At 60.9% G+C, this 14,998-nt stretch carries 16 protein-coding genes; 5 read left to right on the top strand and 11 right to left on the bottom strand.

Annotated features, from left to right (window positions below; translation table 11 throughout):
- Positions 1-28 precede the first annotated feature (28 nt).
- The 5 genes from ACIGHL_RS12295 (at position 29) to lipA (ending at position 4,706) form a co-directional block, all read left to right on the top strand.
- A complete protein-coding gene (locus ACIGHL_RS12295; protein ID WP_128120708.1) occupies positions 29-634 on the top strand; it encodes an LPS-assembly lipoprotein LptE in 606 nt (201 codons plus the stop codon).
- 40 nt (positions 635-674) lie between these two features.
- Entirely contained in the window at positions 675-1,703 is a 1,029-nt protein-coding gene (gene holA, locus ACIGHL_RS12290) for a DNA polymerase III subunit delta (protein ID WP_128120707.1), read from the top strand.
- A 153-nt stretch (positions 1,704-1,856) separates the two neighbouring features.
- On the top strand, positions 1,857-2,015 hold the full coding sequence (gene arfA, locus ACIGHL_RS12285; RefSeq protein WP_128120706.1) for an alternative ribosome rescue factor ArfA: 159 nt from the start codon (positions 1,857-1,859) through the stop codon (positions 2,013-2,015).
- A 60-nt stretch (positions 2,016-2,075) separates the two neighbouring features.
- Complete coding sequence (locus tag ACIGHL_RS12280) at positions 2,076-3,377, top strand: lytic murein transglycosylase (protein ID WP_128120705.1); 1,302 nt, start codon at positions 2,076-2,078, stop codon at positions 3,375-3,377.
- A 276-nt stretch (positions 3,378-3,653) separates the two neighbouring features.
- Positions 3,654-4,706, top strand: coding sequence for a lipoyl synthase (lipA, locus tag ACIGHL_RS12275; RefSeq protein ID WP_045424055.1), 1,053 nt, complete (start codon positions 3,654-3,656; stop codon positions 4,704-4,706).
- Positions 4,707-4,798: 92 nt separating this feature from the next.
- Here lipA and lipB read toward each other — a convergent pair whose 3' ends face one another.
- The 11 genes from lipB to ACIGHL_RS12220 form a co-directional block, all read right to left on the bottom strand.
- Positions 4,799-5,455 (bottom strand): lipoyl(octanoyl) transferase LipB, encoded by a 657-nt coding sequence (gene lipB / locus ACIGHL_RS12270; RefSeq protein ID WP_128120704.1) that lies wholly within the window; start codon positions 5,453-5,455, stop codon positions 4,799-4,801.
- 61 nt (positions 5,456-5,516) lie between these two features.
- Positions 5,517-5,801 (bottom strand): DUF493 domain-containing protein, encoded by a 285-nt coding sequence (locus ACIGHL_RS12265; protein ID WP_045424051.1) that lies wholly within the window; start codon positions 5,799-5,801, stop codon positions 5,517-5,519.
- Positions 5,802-5,861: 60 nt separating this feature from the next.
- The gene (locus ACIGHL_RS12260) at positions 5,862-7,019 is read right to left on the bottom strand and encodes a D-alanyl-D-alanine carboxypeptidase family protein (protein WP_128120703.1); all 1,158 of its coding nucleotides are present in this window, start codon (positions 7,017-7,019) and stop codon (positions 5,862-5,864) included.
- A 74-nt stretch (positions 7,020-7,093) separates the two neighbouring features.
- On the bottom strand, positions 7,094-8,077 hold the full coding sequence (locus tag ACIGHL_RS12255; RefSeq protein ID WP_128120702.1) for a septal ring lytic transglycosylase RlpA family protein: 984 nt from the start codon (positions 8,075-8,077) through the stop codon (positions 7,094-7,096).
- A complete protein-coding gene (mltB, locus tag ACIGHL_RS12250; protein ID WP_241509170.1) occupies positions 8,074-8,958 on the bottom strand; it encodes a lytic murein transglycosylase B in 885 nt (294 codons plus the stop codon). Before mltB ends, ACIGHL_RS12255 begins: the two co-directional genes overlap by 4 nt.
- A gap of 146 nt (positions 8,959-9,104) precedes the next feature.
- Positions 9,105-10,208: a rod shape-determining protein RodA gene (gene rodA, locus ACIGHL_RS12245; protein WP_216707260.1), complete on the bottom strand. Its 1,104-nt coding sequence runs from the start codon at positions 10,206-10,208 to the stop codon at positions 9,105-9,107.
- A 38-nt stretch (positions 10,209-10,246) separates the two neighbouring features.
- Complete coding sequence (gene mrdA / locus ACIGHL_RS12240; RefSeq protein WP_216707139.1) at positions 10,247-12,136, bottom strand: penicillin-binding protein 2; 1,890 nt, start codon at positions 12,134-12,136, stop codon at positions 10,247-10,249.
- Positions 12,137-12,152: 16 nt separating this feature from the next.
- The gene (rlmH, locus tag ACIGHL_RS12235) at positions 12,153-12,620 is read right to left on the bottom strand and encodes a 23S rRNA (pseudouridine(1915)-N(3))-methyltransferase RlmH (RefSeq protein WP_216707138.1); all 468 of its coding nucleotides are present in this window, start codon (positions 12,618-12,620) and stop codon (positions 12,153-12,155) included.
- A gap of 7 nt (positions 12,621-12,627) precedes the next feature.
- Entirely contained in the window at positions 12,628-12,987 is a 360-nt protein-coding gene (gene rsfS / locus ACIGHL_RS12230) for a ribosome silencing factor (protein WP_045424039.1), read from the bottom strand.
- Positions 12,988-13,001: 14 nt separating this feature from the next.
- Positions 13,002-13,661, bottom strand: a complete 660-nt coding sequence (nadD, locus tag ACIGHL_RS12225; protein ID WP_216707137.1) for a nicotinate-nucleotide adenylyltransferase — start codon at positions 13,659-13,661, stop codon at positions 13,002-13,004.
- A complete protein-coding gene (locus ACIGHL_RS12220; protein WP_216707259.1) occupies positions 13,661-14,926 on the bottom strand; it encodes a glutamate-5-semialdehyde dehydrogenase in 1,266 nt (421 codons plus the stop codon). Before ACIGHL_RS12220 ends, nadD begins: the two co-directional genes overlap by 1 nt.
- Between the last annotated feature and the right edge of the window lie 72 nt (positions 14,927-14,998).

Raw genomic sequence — 14,998 nt, 5'->3', positions numbered from 1 at the left:
TGCGCCAAGGCTGGCAAGGGGATACAACATGATCAAACGCAATCTGGTGGTGGTCGGCCTGGCCCTGCTGTTGAGCGCCTGCGGCTTTCAGCTTCGCGGGACAGGCGATACCAGTTTCGCGCTCGATGAAATTAATCTGCAAGCGCGCAACAGCTATGGCGAAACCGTGCAGCAACTTGAAGAACTGCTCAAGGACAGCGGCGTCAGGGTTTATCCCGGCGCTCGCTATACTCTGGACCTGGTACGCGAGCAGACCCGCCAGCGCACCGCCAGTTACACCACCGCTGCACGCACTGCCGAATACGAGCTGACCCAGACCCTCGACTATGAGATCCGTGGCCCGCAGAACACGGTGCTTCTGGAAGACCAAGTCGAAGTATCCAAGGTCTATGTTCATGACAGCAGCAACCTGATCAGTTCGGATCAGGAAGCCAGCCAGCTGCGCCGGGAAATGCGCCGCGAGCTTCTGCAGCAACTGAGCATGCGCCTACGCAACATCACGCCTGCGCAGCTCGACCAACTGCAGCAGACAGCAGAAGCGAAGAAGCGTGCTGAAGCCGAGGCGATCGAGGCTCAGATGCGCGAACAGTCTGCGCGACCTTTGCAGTCGCCCATCGAACTGCCGCTCCAGTGACGACCTGGGAGCCCGCCAGCGCAGGCTCCCGGCCCTTGCGATGAAGCTACCTCCCGCCCAGCTCGCCAAGCACTTGCAAGGCTCTCTTGCGCCGATTTATGTGGTCAGTGGCGACGAGCACTTGCTCTGCCAGGAAGCCTGCGACGCGATACGTGCGGCTTGCCGTCAACAGGATTTCAGCGAACGCCAGGTTCTAAATGTCGAGACCGGTTTCGACTGGGGCCTACTGATCGAAGCCGGTGCCAGCCTTTCCCTGTTTGCGGAAAAACGCCTCTTGGAGCTGCGAATTCCCAACGGCAAGCCTGGCGACAAAGGTGCCGCGGCGCTGATCGACTACCTTGCGCGTCCCGCAGAAGACACCGTGCTGCTAATCAGCCTGCCCAAGCTAGACGGCAATACTCAGAAGACCAAATGGGCCAAGGCGCTGATCGACGGCAAACAGGCGCAGTTCCTGCAGATCTGGCCGGTGGACGCGCAACAGCTGCCGCAGTGGATTCGCCAGCGCCTGGCGCAAGCCGGTCTTGCTGCAGACCAGGAAGCCGTGGAGCTGATCGCGGCACGTGTCGAAGGCAACCTGCTGGCCGCCGCGCAGGAAATCGAAAAACTCAAACTGCTCGCTGAAGCGGGCCAGGTAACCACCGAAACCGTCCAGGCCGCGGTTGCCGATAGCGCACGCTACGACGTCTTCGGGCTGATTGATGCCGCGCTGCTGGGGCAGCCCGAACACATCCTGCAGATGCTTGCAGGCCTGCGTGGCGAGGGGGTCGAAGCGCCGGTCATTCTCTGGGCCGTCGCGCGGGAAGTCCGCCAGTTGGCCAACATCGCCCAGCAGTACAGTCAAGGCGTACCGCTTGACCGGGCATTCAGCCAGGCCCGCCCGCCAGTATGGGACAAGCGCAAGCCGCTGGTCAGCAAAGCCTTGCAGCGACACGATGCAGCGGGTTGGCAGCGGCTCCTGATGGATGCGCAGCGCATCGATGAGCAAATCAAAGGGCAGGCCGAAGGTGACCCATGGGTCGGTTTGACGGATTTGTGCCTTCAGCTGAGCGGACGGCAGATCAGGTTGTAGAACGCAGCAAACAGTGTGGATGTCGCCCTCAGATGCGGTCAGGCTCTCTGATTTGCGCTAAACGCCAGGTGTTGCCTGCCCTCCAGGGCTGGACATTTTTTATACAGTCCCTATGATGCCCCGGCTGATCCATAGCAACCGAGAGGGTAATCGATGAGCAAGCAACAAAAGCGGCCAAACAAGGCCAAGAGTCTAGTGGCTCAACCCCTGTTCCGCAGTCGCCAGGAACAGTCGAAAAAAGGCAAAGGCAGCTACCGCCGTGAAGCCTCCCAGTCCACCAACTGGGAGGCTTCGGTCCTTCTGGCGGCTTGAAAAGCCAAGTCACTCAAAGCGTGATAATGTCATCTGCCGATGACCTGCCGAGAGTGGTGCATGCTTTACACCTTCGTTCCCGTCCTGCTGCTGCGTACCCTGATTGCCGGATCAGCCCTGAGCATCATGGTCGCCTGCGCCGCCGAACCGGTCGCACCGAGCGCGCAAGCCTCCGCTAGCCTGCCCCCCCCTAGCACCGTCGAACTCACCGTCTTGCCATCCGAAGCCGAGCCTGAACAGCTGAGCTTCGCAGAATGGCGCAACAGGTTTCGTAGCCAAGCCCTTAACGCGGGCATTTCGGCGCAGGTATTCGACCGCGCCTTTGCAGGCGTCACGCCTGATCCAAGCATCATCATCGCTGATCGCAGCCAGCCGGAATTCACCCGCCCGGTCTGGCAGTACCTGGACGGCGCCCTATCGAAACAGCGTGTCGATCGCGGCAGACGTCTGCTCGAGCAGCACCAAGCGACGCTGAATGATATAGAAGCGCGTTACGCTGTTGATCGTAATACGCTGGTCGCGATCTGGGGCCTTGAAAGCAGCTACGGACAGATCATGGGCGACAAGGGCGTGATCCGTTCGCTCGCCACACTGGCACACGAGGGTCGACGCCCTGGATTTGCCAAAAGTCAGCTGTTGGCGGCCTTGGAAATCCTCCAGCACGGCGATGTGAGTGCCGAACAGCTGCGGGGATCCTGGGCCGGCGCCATGGGACAGACCCAGTTCATCCCGACCACCTATAACACCCACGCGGTGGATTTCGACGGCGATGGCCGCCGGGATATCTGGAGCAGTACCGCCGACGCCCTGGCATCAGCTGCACATTATCTGCAAGCCTCTGGCTGGAAAGCCGGGCAACCGTGGGGTTTCGAAGTCACCTTGCCGGATGGATTCGACTACGCACAGGCTGACAATGCTATCCGCAAGCCAGTATCCGAATGGCGTCAACTGGGACTGACCGGACTGCCGGCAGGTACCAGCATGGATGCCGCAAGCGCGACGTTGTTGCTTCCCGCCGGGTACCGAGGCCCAGCATTTCTGGTCCTGGATAATTTCCGCGCCATACTGCGCTACAACAATTCATCGTCCTATGCGCTGGCGATCGGACTGCTGTCCGAGCGCTTCGATGGCGCCGGCAGGGTCCGTGCAAGCTGGCCACAAGGGGAACAGCCGTTGAGCCGCTCAGAGCGGCTCGAACTGCAGGAACGCCTTTCAAACCGAGGCTTCGATCCAGGCACTGCAGACGGCATCATCGGTGCCAACACCCGCAGCGCTATCCGAGGCTTCCAGCAACAGCTGGGCTGGCCCGCCGACGGGCATCCGACGCAGGAATTGCTGGGACGGCTGCGCGCAGAGCCTTAGCGAGCATGGCCGAACTCATCGGCCATGCACTGCCCCAAGCCGCCCGGCTCCGCAGCCGGGTGACTCGCACTCGTTGGCAAGCAAAGCGCGGTAACGCAGGTAAACGCGAATAGAACACTCGTGCACGACCAGATCGCCACTGCGGCTCCCCGCCGCGGCGCTGTCGATCCGTGCATGCCTCGTCACGCGGACTGACCGGTCAGCGCCTGTGATAAACTGCGCGGCGGCCACAAGCCGTCTCGTCCCACGGAGCCTCTAGCGGAGCCCAGATTGCCGATGTCCGATATCTCCCAGCCCAAAACCGTTGCCAGCGGCGATAAATTCCGCACCACTCAGGGCATCACCGCGATCAAGGACGGGCAGAAACGCCGCGCCTCAAGCGAACCCCAGGTATTCGAACCCAAACCCAAGTGGCTGCGGGTCAAGGCGCCCAGCGGCAGCCGCTTCGAAGCGGTCAAGCGCAACGTGGGCGAGCACCGCCTGAGCACCGTATGCCAGGAATCGCACTGCCCGAACATGGGCGAATGCTGGTCCAACGGCACCGCCACCATCATGCTGATGGGCTCGGTGTGCACCCGCGCGTGCCGCTTCTGCGCGGTGGATACCGGCAACCCCAACGGCTGGCTGGATCAGGAGGAGCCACAGAACACCGCCAAATCGGTGGAGCTCATGGCGCTGCGCTATATCGTGCTGACTTCGGTGGACCGTGACGATCTTGACGACGGCGGTGCCGCGCACTACGCCGCCTGTGTGCGCGCCATCAAGGAGCGCACCCCGCAGGTGGTCGTGGAGGCCCTGACTCCGGACTTCGACGGCGACCTGCAAGCCATCGAACGCGTGGCGGACTCTGGCCTGGAAGTTTTCGCGCAGAACGTCGAGACGGTCAAACGCCTGACCCATGAAGTGCGCGACCCTCGCGCCGGCTACGAGAAGACCCTGCGCGTGCTGGAGCATGCCAAGCGCCATCGCCCGGAGATGCTGACCAAAACCAGCCTGATGCTGGGCTTGGGCGAAAGCGACGAGGAAGTGCTGCAGACGATGGATGACCTGCGCGCCATCGGCGTCGACATCCTCACCCTCGGCCAGTATCTGCAGCCGACCCGCAACCACCTGCCGGTCAAGCGCTGGGTCAGCCCCGAAGAATTCAACCGTTTCCGCGATATCGGTCTGGAAAAGGGCTTTATGGAAGTCGCCGCCGGCCCGCTGGTGCGCTCCAGCTACCGAGCCGACCGGGTGTTCGAAAAAAACAACCTGGGCTTGGCCGCTCCGGTGCCGGTACCGGGCCAGCCGTTCGACAGCAGCCTAATACCGACCCTGAATCTGAACTGATCGTGCCGAATACCGCCTACCCCTCTGCGTTGACTGGGTAGGCGTTTTATATCCGTCATGCCCGCTGACCTATAGGATAAGCCCCGGCTTAGCTAGCTTATTGCCGAGCCTGTGAGGGTCTGCTGCTGCGCGTAGCCGAGGTGCTTGACCAGCTGTTCACCCAGGCGGGCACCAACCTCGGCAAAGGCTACCGGCCCCTCAACCAGATCGGCTAATTGGGTCATGGCCATGCCGGCGTAGCCGCAAGGATTGATCCGCCCGAAGGGTTCCAGGTCCATGTCCACATTGAGCGCCAGGCCATGGAACGAGCGTCCGTTACGAATGCGCAGGCCGAGGGACGCGATCTTCGCGCCCTCGACGTACACGCCAGGCGCGTCCGGTTTGGCCAAGGCCTGCACATCGTAGCTGGCAAGCAAATCGATCAGGCTCTGTTCGATGCGGCTGACGAGTTCGCGCACACCAAAACCTAACCGACGGACGTCCAGCATCAGGTAGCACACCAGTTGCCCGGGGCCGTGATAGGTCACCTGCCCACCCCGATCAGCCTGTATCACAGGGATATCGCCGGGCAACAGCAGGTGCTCGGCCTTGCCGGCCTGCCCCTGGGTGAACACCCGCGGATGCTGCAGCAGCCAGATCTCGTCAACAGTGTCCGGCTGCCGTTCGTTGGTAAAGCGCTGCATGGCTTGCCAGGCGACGGGATAGTCCACCAGACCGAGCTCACGCACCCCCAGCAGCGAGATACTCATGACTAAGCACTTGCGCCTGGAGGACTTACAACCATACGTGCATTGGTGGGATGCCGGCCCATTACAACACCATGTGCACGCGCCCGGTGGCGCGCAGATCGACATGGATCGCTTGCAATTGCTCGACGCTCGTCGCCGTAATCAGTACCTGCACGGATAGAAAACGTCCGTTACGACTGTCGCGGCTTACCAGCGTGGTTTCATCAAAATTCGGCGCATGCCGACGGATCACTTCTACCACCGTCTCGCTGAAGCCTTCGCCCGCATCGCCGATCACCTTGATCGGATAGCGCTCGCAGGGGAACTCAATCTTGGGTGCTTGTGTTTCGCTTTTGCTTTCGGTCATGGCAACAGACTCATGATCCGCAAGCGCGCCCGGCGAATAGCGAGGGCGCGCTCCAGAGGTTCAGTTGAAGAGGTTGAAGAAGAACAGCTGAATGCTATCCCACAAACGGCTGAACAACCCACCTTCCTCTACCGCCTGCAAAGCAATCAGGTCAGTACTTTGCAGCACCTCGCCATCGAGACTTACCTCGACCTTGCCGATTACATCACCCTGCTGGATTGGCGCGGTGAGTTCGGGATTAAAGGTAAGGCCGGCCTGGAGTTTGTCCATCTGCCCACGCGGCAGCGTCATGGTCAGGTCGTTCGCCAGCCCAGCACTGACCTGGTCCTGCTGCCCTTTCCAGACACGGGACGTCGCCAGCTCAACACCCTTCTGATAGAAGGTCCGGGTCTCGAAGAAGCGGAAGCCATAGGTCAGCAGTTTCTGCGTCTCGGCGGCACGTGCCTGCTCGCTGTTGGTGCCGAAGACAGCGGTGATCAGCCGCATGTCATCCCGAACTGCAGAGGCGACCAGGCAGTAGCCAGCCTCTTCGGTATGGCCGGTCTTCAAACCGTCTACGGTCTTGTCGCGCCATAGCAGAAGGTTACGGTTGGGCTGTTTGATATTGTTCCAGAAGAATTCCTTCTGCGCGTAGATGTCGTAATGCTCCGGATCCTCATAGATGATCGCACGTGCCAGTTTGGCCATGTCAGCAGCAGAAGAATAGTGTTCTGGATGAGGCAGCCCTGTGGCGTTCATGAAGTGGGTGTTGGTCATGCCCAAACGCTGAGCCGTGCTGTTCATGAGGTCGGCAAAGGCCTCTTCGCTGCCGGCGATATGCTCAGCCATAGCGACGCTGGCGTCGTTGCCTGACTGAATAATGATGCCGTGCAGCAGATCGTCTACCGAAACCTGCGTATTGACCTGGATGAACATCCGCGAGCCACCGGTGCGCCAGGCTTTTTCGCTAATAGTCACCATGTCGCTTTCGGAAATCTGCCCCTTCTTGATTTCCAATGTGGCGATATAAGCCGTCATCAGTTTTGTCAGACTGGCGGGCGGCAGGCGCTCGTCACCGGCATTCTCGACTAGCACCTTGCCGCTGGCGGCATCCATCAAAACGTAGGACTTGGCCGCCAGCTGTGGCGGTGAAGGGATGATCGGCTCGGCCCAGGCGGTGGGCGCTACGGCCAGCACGGTGAGAAGGAACAGCCGGTGCACGAAGGTGGTGATAGTCATTGCGCTCTCAAAAAGGTGGTGTGGCAAAAACGGTTACAGGTCAGCGTCGCTTATCCATCAGCGATGAAGAACCTTCAATCGCCGCGTACTCTGCGCGGGTTTCCCAAATTGGCGAGACGGACGCTCTGTTCGAGCTGTGTGGCTTCATCGGGGGAGTCGATTGGCCCTAGGCGCACCCGGTGCAGAATCTGCTCTTGGTGCACAACCGAACTCACGAAAACCGGCGCTTCGGTCAGACTGCTGAGCTTGTCGCGTAGCAACTGAGCGGCATCAGGGTTGGCAAACGCACCGACCTGGAGATAGACACCGGTCCCGCTTGCAGCGCGCTTGTCGCCGGTCTCAACCTCCACCGGCACGGTGGCGCCAGCATGCTGTGTGGGTGGCGGCGTGTATTGTTCGACAGGTTGCGCCAGCGCAGCAGCCGAGGGTTTGGCGACTTTTTGCGGCTGGGCCAGGACCATCGGCGCCGGCCTGCCTCGCTCGGCCCACCATCGCTCGGGGTCGATACCTTCGACCTTGACCCGTGCGGTCCCGTTTTCTGCATAACCCAGCTTCTTCGCCGCCGCGAACGACAGGTCGATGATCCGATCCGAGTAAAACGGACCGCGGTCATTGACCCGCAGCACCACTGTCTTGCCGTTGTCGAGGTTGGTTACCCGAACATAGCTGGGCAGCGGCAGCGTTTTGTGCGCCGCGCTCATGCCGTACAGATCGTATTTTTCGCCGTTGGCGGTCGGCTGACCATGAAACTTGGTGCCGTACCAGGATGCCGTTCCGGTCGCCCGATAGTTGCGCCCGTCACCGATGGGGTAATAGGTTTTGCCCAGCACGGTATAGGGATTGGCCTTGAACGGGCCGTTGTGCGGCGTGGGTGTTGCGTCCGGGATACGGGACACGTCGACATCCCACCAAGGCGCGCCGTCCTTGTGCGGCCGCGAGTAGTCACCTGGCCCACTGATACCTGCACTTTTGGTGGGGGCCGGCGACGGTGTCGGCGCCGACGAGCATCCGACAACCAGCACAGCGACAGTCGCTACCGCCAGCAAACGAGAGGTCATTGCGCACCCCGCGCCTGGAGCAACTGCTCGGAAAGCTGATGGACTGCCATCGCGTACATCACGCTGCGGTTATAACGGGTAATGACATAGAAGTTGGGCAAGCCGACCCAGTACTCGTCGCCGTCGGTCCCGTCGAGACGAAAGGCGGTTACCACAGTGTCGTTGGCCATCTCCGTTTCGGTCGACCATTGCCAACCCAGCTCGCGCAATTCAGCGGCCTTCAGGACCGGTTCAAGCCCCTCGGTCAGACCTTCGCTATGCTGCTCGCCACTTACTGTGGCCCGCGCCACCACCGGTGCACCAGCTGTCCAACCGTGCTGTTTGAAATAATTGGCTGCGCTGCCGATGGCGTCGACAGGATTCTTCCAGATATCGATACGTCCGTCCGCATCGAAATCCACGGCATAGGCGCGGAAGCTGCTCGGCATGAATTGCGGCAGCCCCATGGCACCGGCGTAAGAACCGGTCAGTGTCAAAGGGTCGACTTGCTCTTCACGGGCCAGCAACAGGAATTCCTTGAGCTGCTGACGGAAGAATGGCTGGCGCGGTGGATAATCGAAGCCCAGGGTCGACAAGGCATCTATGACGCGATAGTTACCTGTGTTGCGGCCATAAAAGGTTTCGACACCGATGATGGCGACGATGACCTGTGCCGGCACACCAAATTCCTGTTCGGCGCGCGCCAGCGCCGCCTCGTTCTCGCGCCAGAAATCCACTCCCTGAGCGACCCGTGAATCGGTCATGAAGATCGGCCGATATTCTTTCCACGCCTTGACGCGTTCTGCCGGCCGCGAGATAGCATCGAGAATCACCTGCTTGCGCTCTGCCTGCGCCAGCACTTCGATCACCTGCTCACTGGCGAACCCATAGTCCTGCGTCATTTCGCGCACAAAATCGGCGACCTTTTCGCCTTGATAATCTGCCGCAAAAACCGCCGGAGCATGTCCGAACGCTGCAAAAAGACCCGCTCCGCAGAGCGCTCGCGTCAACCAGCCACGTCGTAATCGATCCAAGAAATTCACTCTAGTCAAACCTGTGCGATCCATTTGCGATGGGTGTGGATCGACATCAAAACCCCGAACCCTGATAGCAGGGTTACCAATGAAGTGCCACCAAAACTGATGAAGGGCAACGGCACCCCTACCACCGGCAACAGACCGCTGACCATGCCGATGTTGATGAATACGTAGACGAAAAAAGTCATCGTCAGCGCACCGGCCAGCAACTTGCCAAACAGGGTCTGCGCCTGAACGGTAATGACCAGCCCGCGCATAATCAGCAACAAATAAAGCAGCAGCAGCAGGCAGACGCCCACCAGGCCGAACTCTTCAGCCAGAACCGCAATGATAAAGTCCGTATGGCTTTCGGGCAAAAAATCCAGATGGGACTGGGTGCCCAGCAACCAACCCTTGCCAAACACCCCGCCTGAACCTATCGCCGCCTTCGACTGGATGATGTTCCAGCCGGTTCCCAGCGGGTCGCTTTCTGGGTCGAGGAATGTATGCACGCGCTGTTTCTGGTAGTTGTGCAGAACGAAATACCACATAGCCACGGCGATCGGCACCAGCGCCGCAATTGCGCTCAGAATCCAGCGCCAGCGCAGCCCGGCGATGAACAGCACGAAAGCACCGGAGACCAGCACCAGCAAGGAAGTGCCCAGATCCGGTTGTTTGAGGATCAGCACGAAGGGCGTGAGGATCAGGCCAAGGCTGACCATGGTGTGCTTGATGCCTGGCGGCAATGCGCGCGCAGATAAATACCAGGCGATGGTCATCGGCATGATGATTTTCATGAACTCGGACGGCTGGAAGCGAATCACCCCTGGGATATTGATCCAGCGGGTCGCACCCATCGCGGTGTATCCGACGAACTCCACCGCGACCAGCAGCGCTACAACCGCCAAGTAGCCAGCCGGGACCCAGCGCGCCATGAATCTGGGCTCCAGCTGGGCGATGACCAGCATGGCGCCCAGGCCGAAGCCATAGGAAGTCGCCTGCTTGATCAGCAGATCCACGTTCTTGCCGCCGGCCGAATAAAGAACGAACAAGCTGCCGGCCGCCAGCGTCAGCAGAAGCAAGAGCAGCACCCCATCGATATGCATGCGCTGTAACAGCGTCGCCCGACGACGCATCACATCGGTGGTCGAAAGCGTGCGGTCGAATGTTCCGCTCATGGCTTGGGCCCCTGTGCCGTCATGGCCGGCGCATACTCGGCCTTTAGCTCGCCCGCCTCGTTCAACAACCAGGCGTCCATGATCTGCTTGGCCACCGGAGCGGCGACGCCAGACCCGGACTCACCGTTCTCGACCATCACAGCCACTGCTATCTGTGGGTCATGCACCGGGGCGAAAGCGACGAACAAGGCGTGGTCACGATGGCGTTCGGCAAGTTTGCCGCTGTCATACTTCTCGCCCTGCTTGATGGCGACGACCTGCGCCGTACCGCTTTTGCCGGCGATGAGATATGCGGCGGTATCGCCTACTTTCTTTGCCGTGCCGCGGGCGCCGTGCAGCACCTTCACCATGCCGTTGATGGAGGCATCCCAGTAACTTGGATCGCGGAGCTGAATATCAGGCATCGGTTCCGGATCGACAGGCATTTCACCTTCGATGCTTTTCGCCAGGTGCGGTCTGATCCACTTGCCATGGGTCGCCATCAGCGCGGTCGCCTGGGCCAGCTGCAACGGAGTGGTTTGCATGTAGCCCTGACCGATGCCGAGGATAACGGTCTCGCCCGGGTACCAGGCCTGCCGGTAACGCCCACGCTTCCAGTCTCGCGACGGCATCAGGCCAGCGGTTTCCTCGAACATATCCAACGCAACGCGCTGGCCGAGGCCAAAGCGACTCATGTAGTCATGCATACGGTCGATGCCCATCTTGTGGGCAAGGTCGTAAAAATAGGTGTCGTTCGACCGCATGATGGCCGTTTCCAGATCCACCCAGCCGTCGCCGCCGCGATTCCAGTTCCGATACTTATGCTTCACATTGGGCAGTTGAAAGAAGCCGGGGTCGAACACGCGGCTGTTCTCGGTTACCACACCGGTATCCAGCCCAGCCACCGCCATCATCGGCTTGATGGTTGAACCTGGTGGGTACAGCCCGCGCAAGACCCGGTTGAACAGCGGCTGATCGATCGAGTCACGCAACTCGCCGTAAGCCTTGAAGCTGATGCCGGTCACGAACAGGTTGGGATCGAAGCTGGGCTGGCTGACCATTGCCAGCACCTCGCCGGTCGAGGGCTGCAAGGCGACGATGGCGCCGCGACGTCCCGCCAACGCGGCTTCGGCCGCCTCCTGCAGTTCAAGATCGAGCGTCAGGGTGATGTCCTTGCCCGGAATAGGATCGGTGCGCTTGAGTACCCGCAGCACCCGACCCCGAGCGTTGGTTTCGACTTCCTCGTAACCCACCTGACCGTGCAGGACATCTTCATAGAAGCGCTCGATGCCGGTCTTGCCGATATGGTGGGTGCCGCTGTAGTTGACCGGATCAAGCTGCTTGACCTCCGCCTCGTTGATCCGACCGACGTAGCCGACCGAGTGCGCGAAATGCTTGCCCTGTGGGTAGTGTCGAACCAGTTGCGCCGCCACCTCCACGCCGGGCAGACGGAACTGATCCACCGCGATGCGGGCGATCTGCTCTTCCGACAACTCGTACATGATCGGCACCGGCTCGAATGGCCTCCGCCCCTGAAGCACGCGCTTTTCGAAGAGCGCGCGCTCTTCGCTGGAGAGCTCCAGCACCTCGACCACCGTGTCGAGTGTCTTGCGCCAATCTTCAGCTCGCTCGCGAGTCACCGTAAGACTGAAGCTCGGCCGGTTGTCGGCGATGAGTTTGCCAGTCCGGTCGAAAATCAGCCCGCGATTCGGTGGAATCGGCTGGACGTGAACACGGTTGCTTTCGGATAGCGTCGAGTGATGCTCGTACTGCACGACCTGCAGGTAGTAAAGCCGCGCAATCAAGGCGCCGATCAGGAGCAGCACCAAAACCCCGCCCACAATCACCCGCTGACGCACCAGGCGGGCGTCCTTTTCGTGGTCTTGGAGAGGGATCGACTTGGACATCTTGGGTTTGGCTGTACTACTTGTGGTAAGGGTGACCCGACAGCAACGTCCAGGCGCGATAGATCTGCTCGCCGATAAGAATGCGCACCAGCGGATGTGGCAAGGTCAACGGCGACAGCGACCAGCGTTGCTCACTCCGCGCGCAAACTTCGGGCGCCAGGCCCTCCGGTCCGCCAACCATCAGGTTGACATTGCGCGCATCGAGCCGCCATCGCTCCAGCTCGCCAGCCAGTTGCTCGGTGCTCCATGGCCGCCCCGTCACTTCAAGCGTGACGATGCGCTCGCCGGGTTGCACCTTCGCCAGCATGGCCTCGCCCTCCTGACGAATCAACCGCGCCACGTCGGCATTCTTGCCACGGGTGTTAAGCGATATTTCATGAAGCTCCAAAGGCAGCTCAGATGGCAGGCGCTTGGCATATTCTTGCCAACCGTCCTCCACCCAGCGCGGCATCTTCGAACCCACCGCAATCAGCTTGATCCGCACGGATCGACTATTCCTGCTCGCCCGCGTGCTGCGCACGGCTCTGCTCGGCGCCCTGCCAGAGGCGCTCGAGATCGTAGAACTGGCGAGTTGGCACCTGCATCACATGCACCACCACATCCCCGAGGTCGAGCAGAGCCCATTCGCCGCCGTCCAGGCCTTCGCTACCAAGCGGGCGTACGCCCTGCTCCTTGACCTTCTCGAGCACGTTCTCGGCGAGCGATTTCACGTGACGGCTGGACGTGCCGCTAGCGATAACCATGAAGTCGGTGACGCTGGTCTTGCCACGGACATCGATAGTCGTGATATCGGTGCCTTTCAGATCTTCCAGGGCACTAACGGCCAGCTGAGCCAAAGAATCATTTTGCATAGTGTGAAACAACCTCAGTTCGACGCCCGGTACAGTCCGTGCGCGTTGATATAAGCCAGCACGGCGTCCGGTACGAGAAAGCGTACAGACCGGCCGCTGGCCAGAAATTGACGAATACGTGTTGCCGACACCCCTAGCGGGGCCTGCCAGACGAAAGCAATTTGCCCACCGCTGCCGGTAAGCGTCAGCGGATCGTTCACGCTGCGTGCCGCCAGCAGGTCCCGCAGTGCTTCCGGCGACTCGCTGTCGGCATCCGGCCGCTGCATGACCAGAATATGGCAATGATCGAGCAGCTGATCCCAGCGATGCCAACTGGGAAGCCCGCAGAAGGCGTCCCAACCCATGATCAGAAAGACCTGATCGTCATCATCCAGCTCGGCACGCAAAGACTCCAGCGTGTCGACGGTGTAAGACGGCTTGTCACGCTCCAACTCGCGTGCATCGACCGAAAGCGGAGCCAAGTCCTGCACCGCCAGCCGAACCATGCTCAAGCGATCCTGCGCAGTGCTGTATGGCGTTTCACGGTGCGGCGGTCGGTAGTTGGGGACCAGGCGAACCTCGTCAAGCCCGACCATCTCCGCCACTTCCAGAGCGCCGCGTAAATGCCCGATATGCACCGGGTCAAAGGTGCCACCGAGAAGGCCGATGCGCCGAGGGGTGCCAATTGCCCTCATCAAGTACGCACGTGGCCGTCGCCGAATACCAGGTACTTCTCGCTGGTCAGTCCTTCCAGGCCGACCGGACCACGGGCGTGCAGTTTATCGGTGGAAATGCCGATCTCAGCGCCCAACCCGTACTCGAAGCCATCGGCAAAACGAGTGGAGGCGTTGATCATTACCGACGCCGAATCGACCTCAGTAATGAAGCGCCGCGCATCGGTGAAGTTTTCCGTGACGATCGCGTCAGTGTGCTGCGAACCGTAGCGATTGATGTGCTGGATGGCTTCATCCAGGGAATCGACAATGCGGATTGACAGGATCGGCGCGTTGTATTCGGTGGACCAATCCTCTTCGCTCGCAGCTAACACATCGCTACCGAGCAATTCACAGGTCCTCGGGCAACCACGCAACTCGACGCCCTTCTCCCGATAGATCGCTGCCAGCGGCGGCAACACACGAGCGGCGATGGATGCATGAACCAACAGCGTTTCCATGGTGTTGCACGGCGCATAGCGCTGGGTCTTGGCGTTGTCGGCGATGCGGACAGCCTTGTCGAGGTCGGCCGCCTGATCGATGAACACGTGGCAGATTCCGTCCAGATGCTTGATCACCGGCACCTTGGCATCGCGACTGATGCGCTCGATCAGCCCCTTACCGCCGCGCGGCACGATCACATCCACGTATTCCGGCATGGTGATCAATGCCCCAACGGCGGCTCGGTCGGTGGTCTCGACAACCTGCACCGCAGCAGCTGGCAGCTGGGCCTCGGCCAGGCCCAGTTGAATGCAGCGAGCAATGGCCTGGTTCGAATGGATCGCTTCCGAGCCGCCGCGCAAAATAGTGGCGTTGCCCGACTTGAGACACAGACTGGCGGCATCGATGGTCACGTTGGGCCGTGACTCGTAGATGATCCCAACCACGCCCAGCGGCACGCGCATCTTGCCAACCTGAATGCCAGAAGGCAGGTAGCGCATGTCGCGTATCTCACCGATGGGGTCAGGCAGGTTCGCGACCTGGCGCAGCCCCTCGATCATGTCGTCGATGCGCGCCGGCGTAAGCGCCAGCCGATCGAGCATGGCCTCATCCAGACCATTGGCACGCCCAGCCTCGAGGTCCTCACGATTAGCACGAACCAGCTCCTCACGCGCGGCGTCAAGCGCGGCGGCGGCGGCTTGCAAGGCCCGGTTCTTCTGCGCTGTGGTGGCACGCGCTAGCACCCGCGACGCCTCGCGCGCGGCGCGACCGAGGCGGGTCATGTAGTCGAGTACGGACTCGGTCATGGTCTGGCTGGCCTGACTGAAGGGAAAGCGGCTGATTATAGCCACCCACGCGCCTCACGCACAGCGGCGCCG

This window comes from Pseudomonas sp. NPDC077451, assembly GCF_044543345.1.
GTDB lineage: Bacteria > Pseudomonadota > Gammaproteobacteria > Pseudomonadales > Pseudomonadaceae > Stutzerimonas.
This window is presented reverse-complemented; position numbering and strand designations above follow the sequence as displayed.

Bases quoted from the DNA above. Each gene is read 5' to 3' on its own strand.
- ACIGHL_RS12295 (WP_128120708.1), top strand. From the start codon at position 29: ATGATCAAACGCAATCTGGTGGTGGTCGGCCTGGCCCTGCTGTTGAGC.
- holA (WP_128120707.1), top strand. From the start codon at position 675: ATGAAGCTACCTCCCGCCCAGCTCGCCAAGCACTTGCAAGGCTCTCTT.
- arfA (WP_128120706.1), top strand. From the start codon at position 1,857: ATGAGCAAGCAACAAAAGCGGCCAAACAAGGCCAAGAGTCTAGTGGCT.
- ACIGHL_RS12280 (WP_128120705.1), top strand. From the start codon at position 2,076: ATGCTTTACACCTTCGTTCCCGTCCTGCTGCTGCGTACCCTGATTGCC.
- lipA (WP_045424055.1), top strand. From the start codon at position 3,654: ATGTCCGATATCTCCCAGCCCAAAACCGTTGCCAGCGGCGATAAATTC.
- lipB (WP_128120704.1), bottom strand. From the start codon at position 5,455: ATGAGTATCTCGCTGCTGGGGGTGCGTGAGCTCGGTCTGGTGGACTAT.
- ACIGHL_RS12265 (WP_045424051.1), bottom strand. From the start codon at position 5,801: ATGACCGAAAGCAAAAGCGAAACACAAGCACCCAAGATTGAGTTCCCC.
- ACIGHL_RS12260 (WP_128120703.1), bottom strand. From the start codon at position 7,019: ATGACTATCACCACCTTCGTGCACCGGCTGTTCCTTCTCACCGTGCTG.
- ACIGHL_RS12255 (WP_128120702.1), bottom strand. From the start codon at position 8,077: ATGACCTCTCGTTTGCTGGCGGTAGCGACTGTCGCTGTGCTGGTTGTC.
- mltB (WP_241509170.1), bottom strand. From the start codon at position 8,958: ATGACGCAGGACTATGGGTTCGCCAGTGAGCAGGTGATCGAAGTGCTG.
- rodA (WP_216707260.1), bottom strand. From the start codon at position 10,208: ATGCGTCGTCGGGCGACGCTGTTACAGCGCATGCATATCGATGGGGTG.
- mrdA (WP_216707139.1), bottom strand. From the start codon at position 12,136: ATGTCCAAGTCGATCCCTCTCCAAGACCACGAAAAGGACGCCCGCCTG.
- rsfS (WP_045424039.1), bottom strand. From the start codon at position 12,987: ATGCAAAATGATTCTTTGGCTCAGCTGGCCGTTAGTGCCCTGGAAGAT.
- nadD (WP_216707137.1), bottom strand. From the start codon at position 13,661: ATGAGGGCAATTGGCACCCCTCGGCGCATCGGCCTTCTCGGTGGCACC.
- ACIGHL_RS12220 (WP_216707259.1), bottom strand. From the start codon at position 14,926: ATGACCGAGTCCGTACTCGACTACATGACCCGCCTCGGTCGCGCCGCG.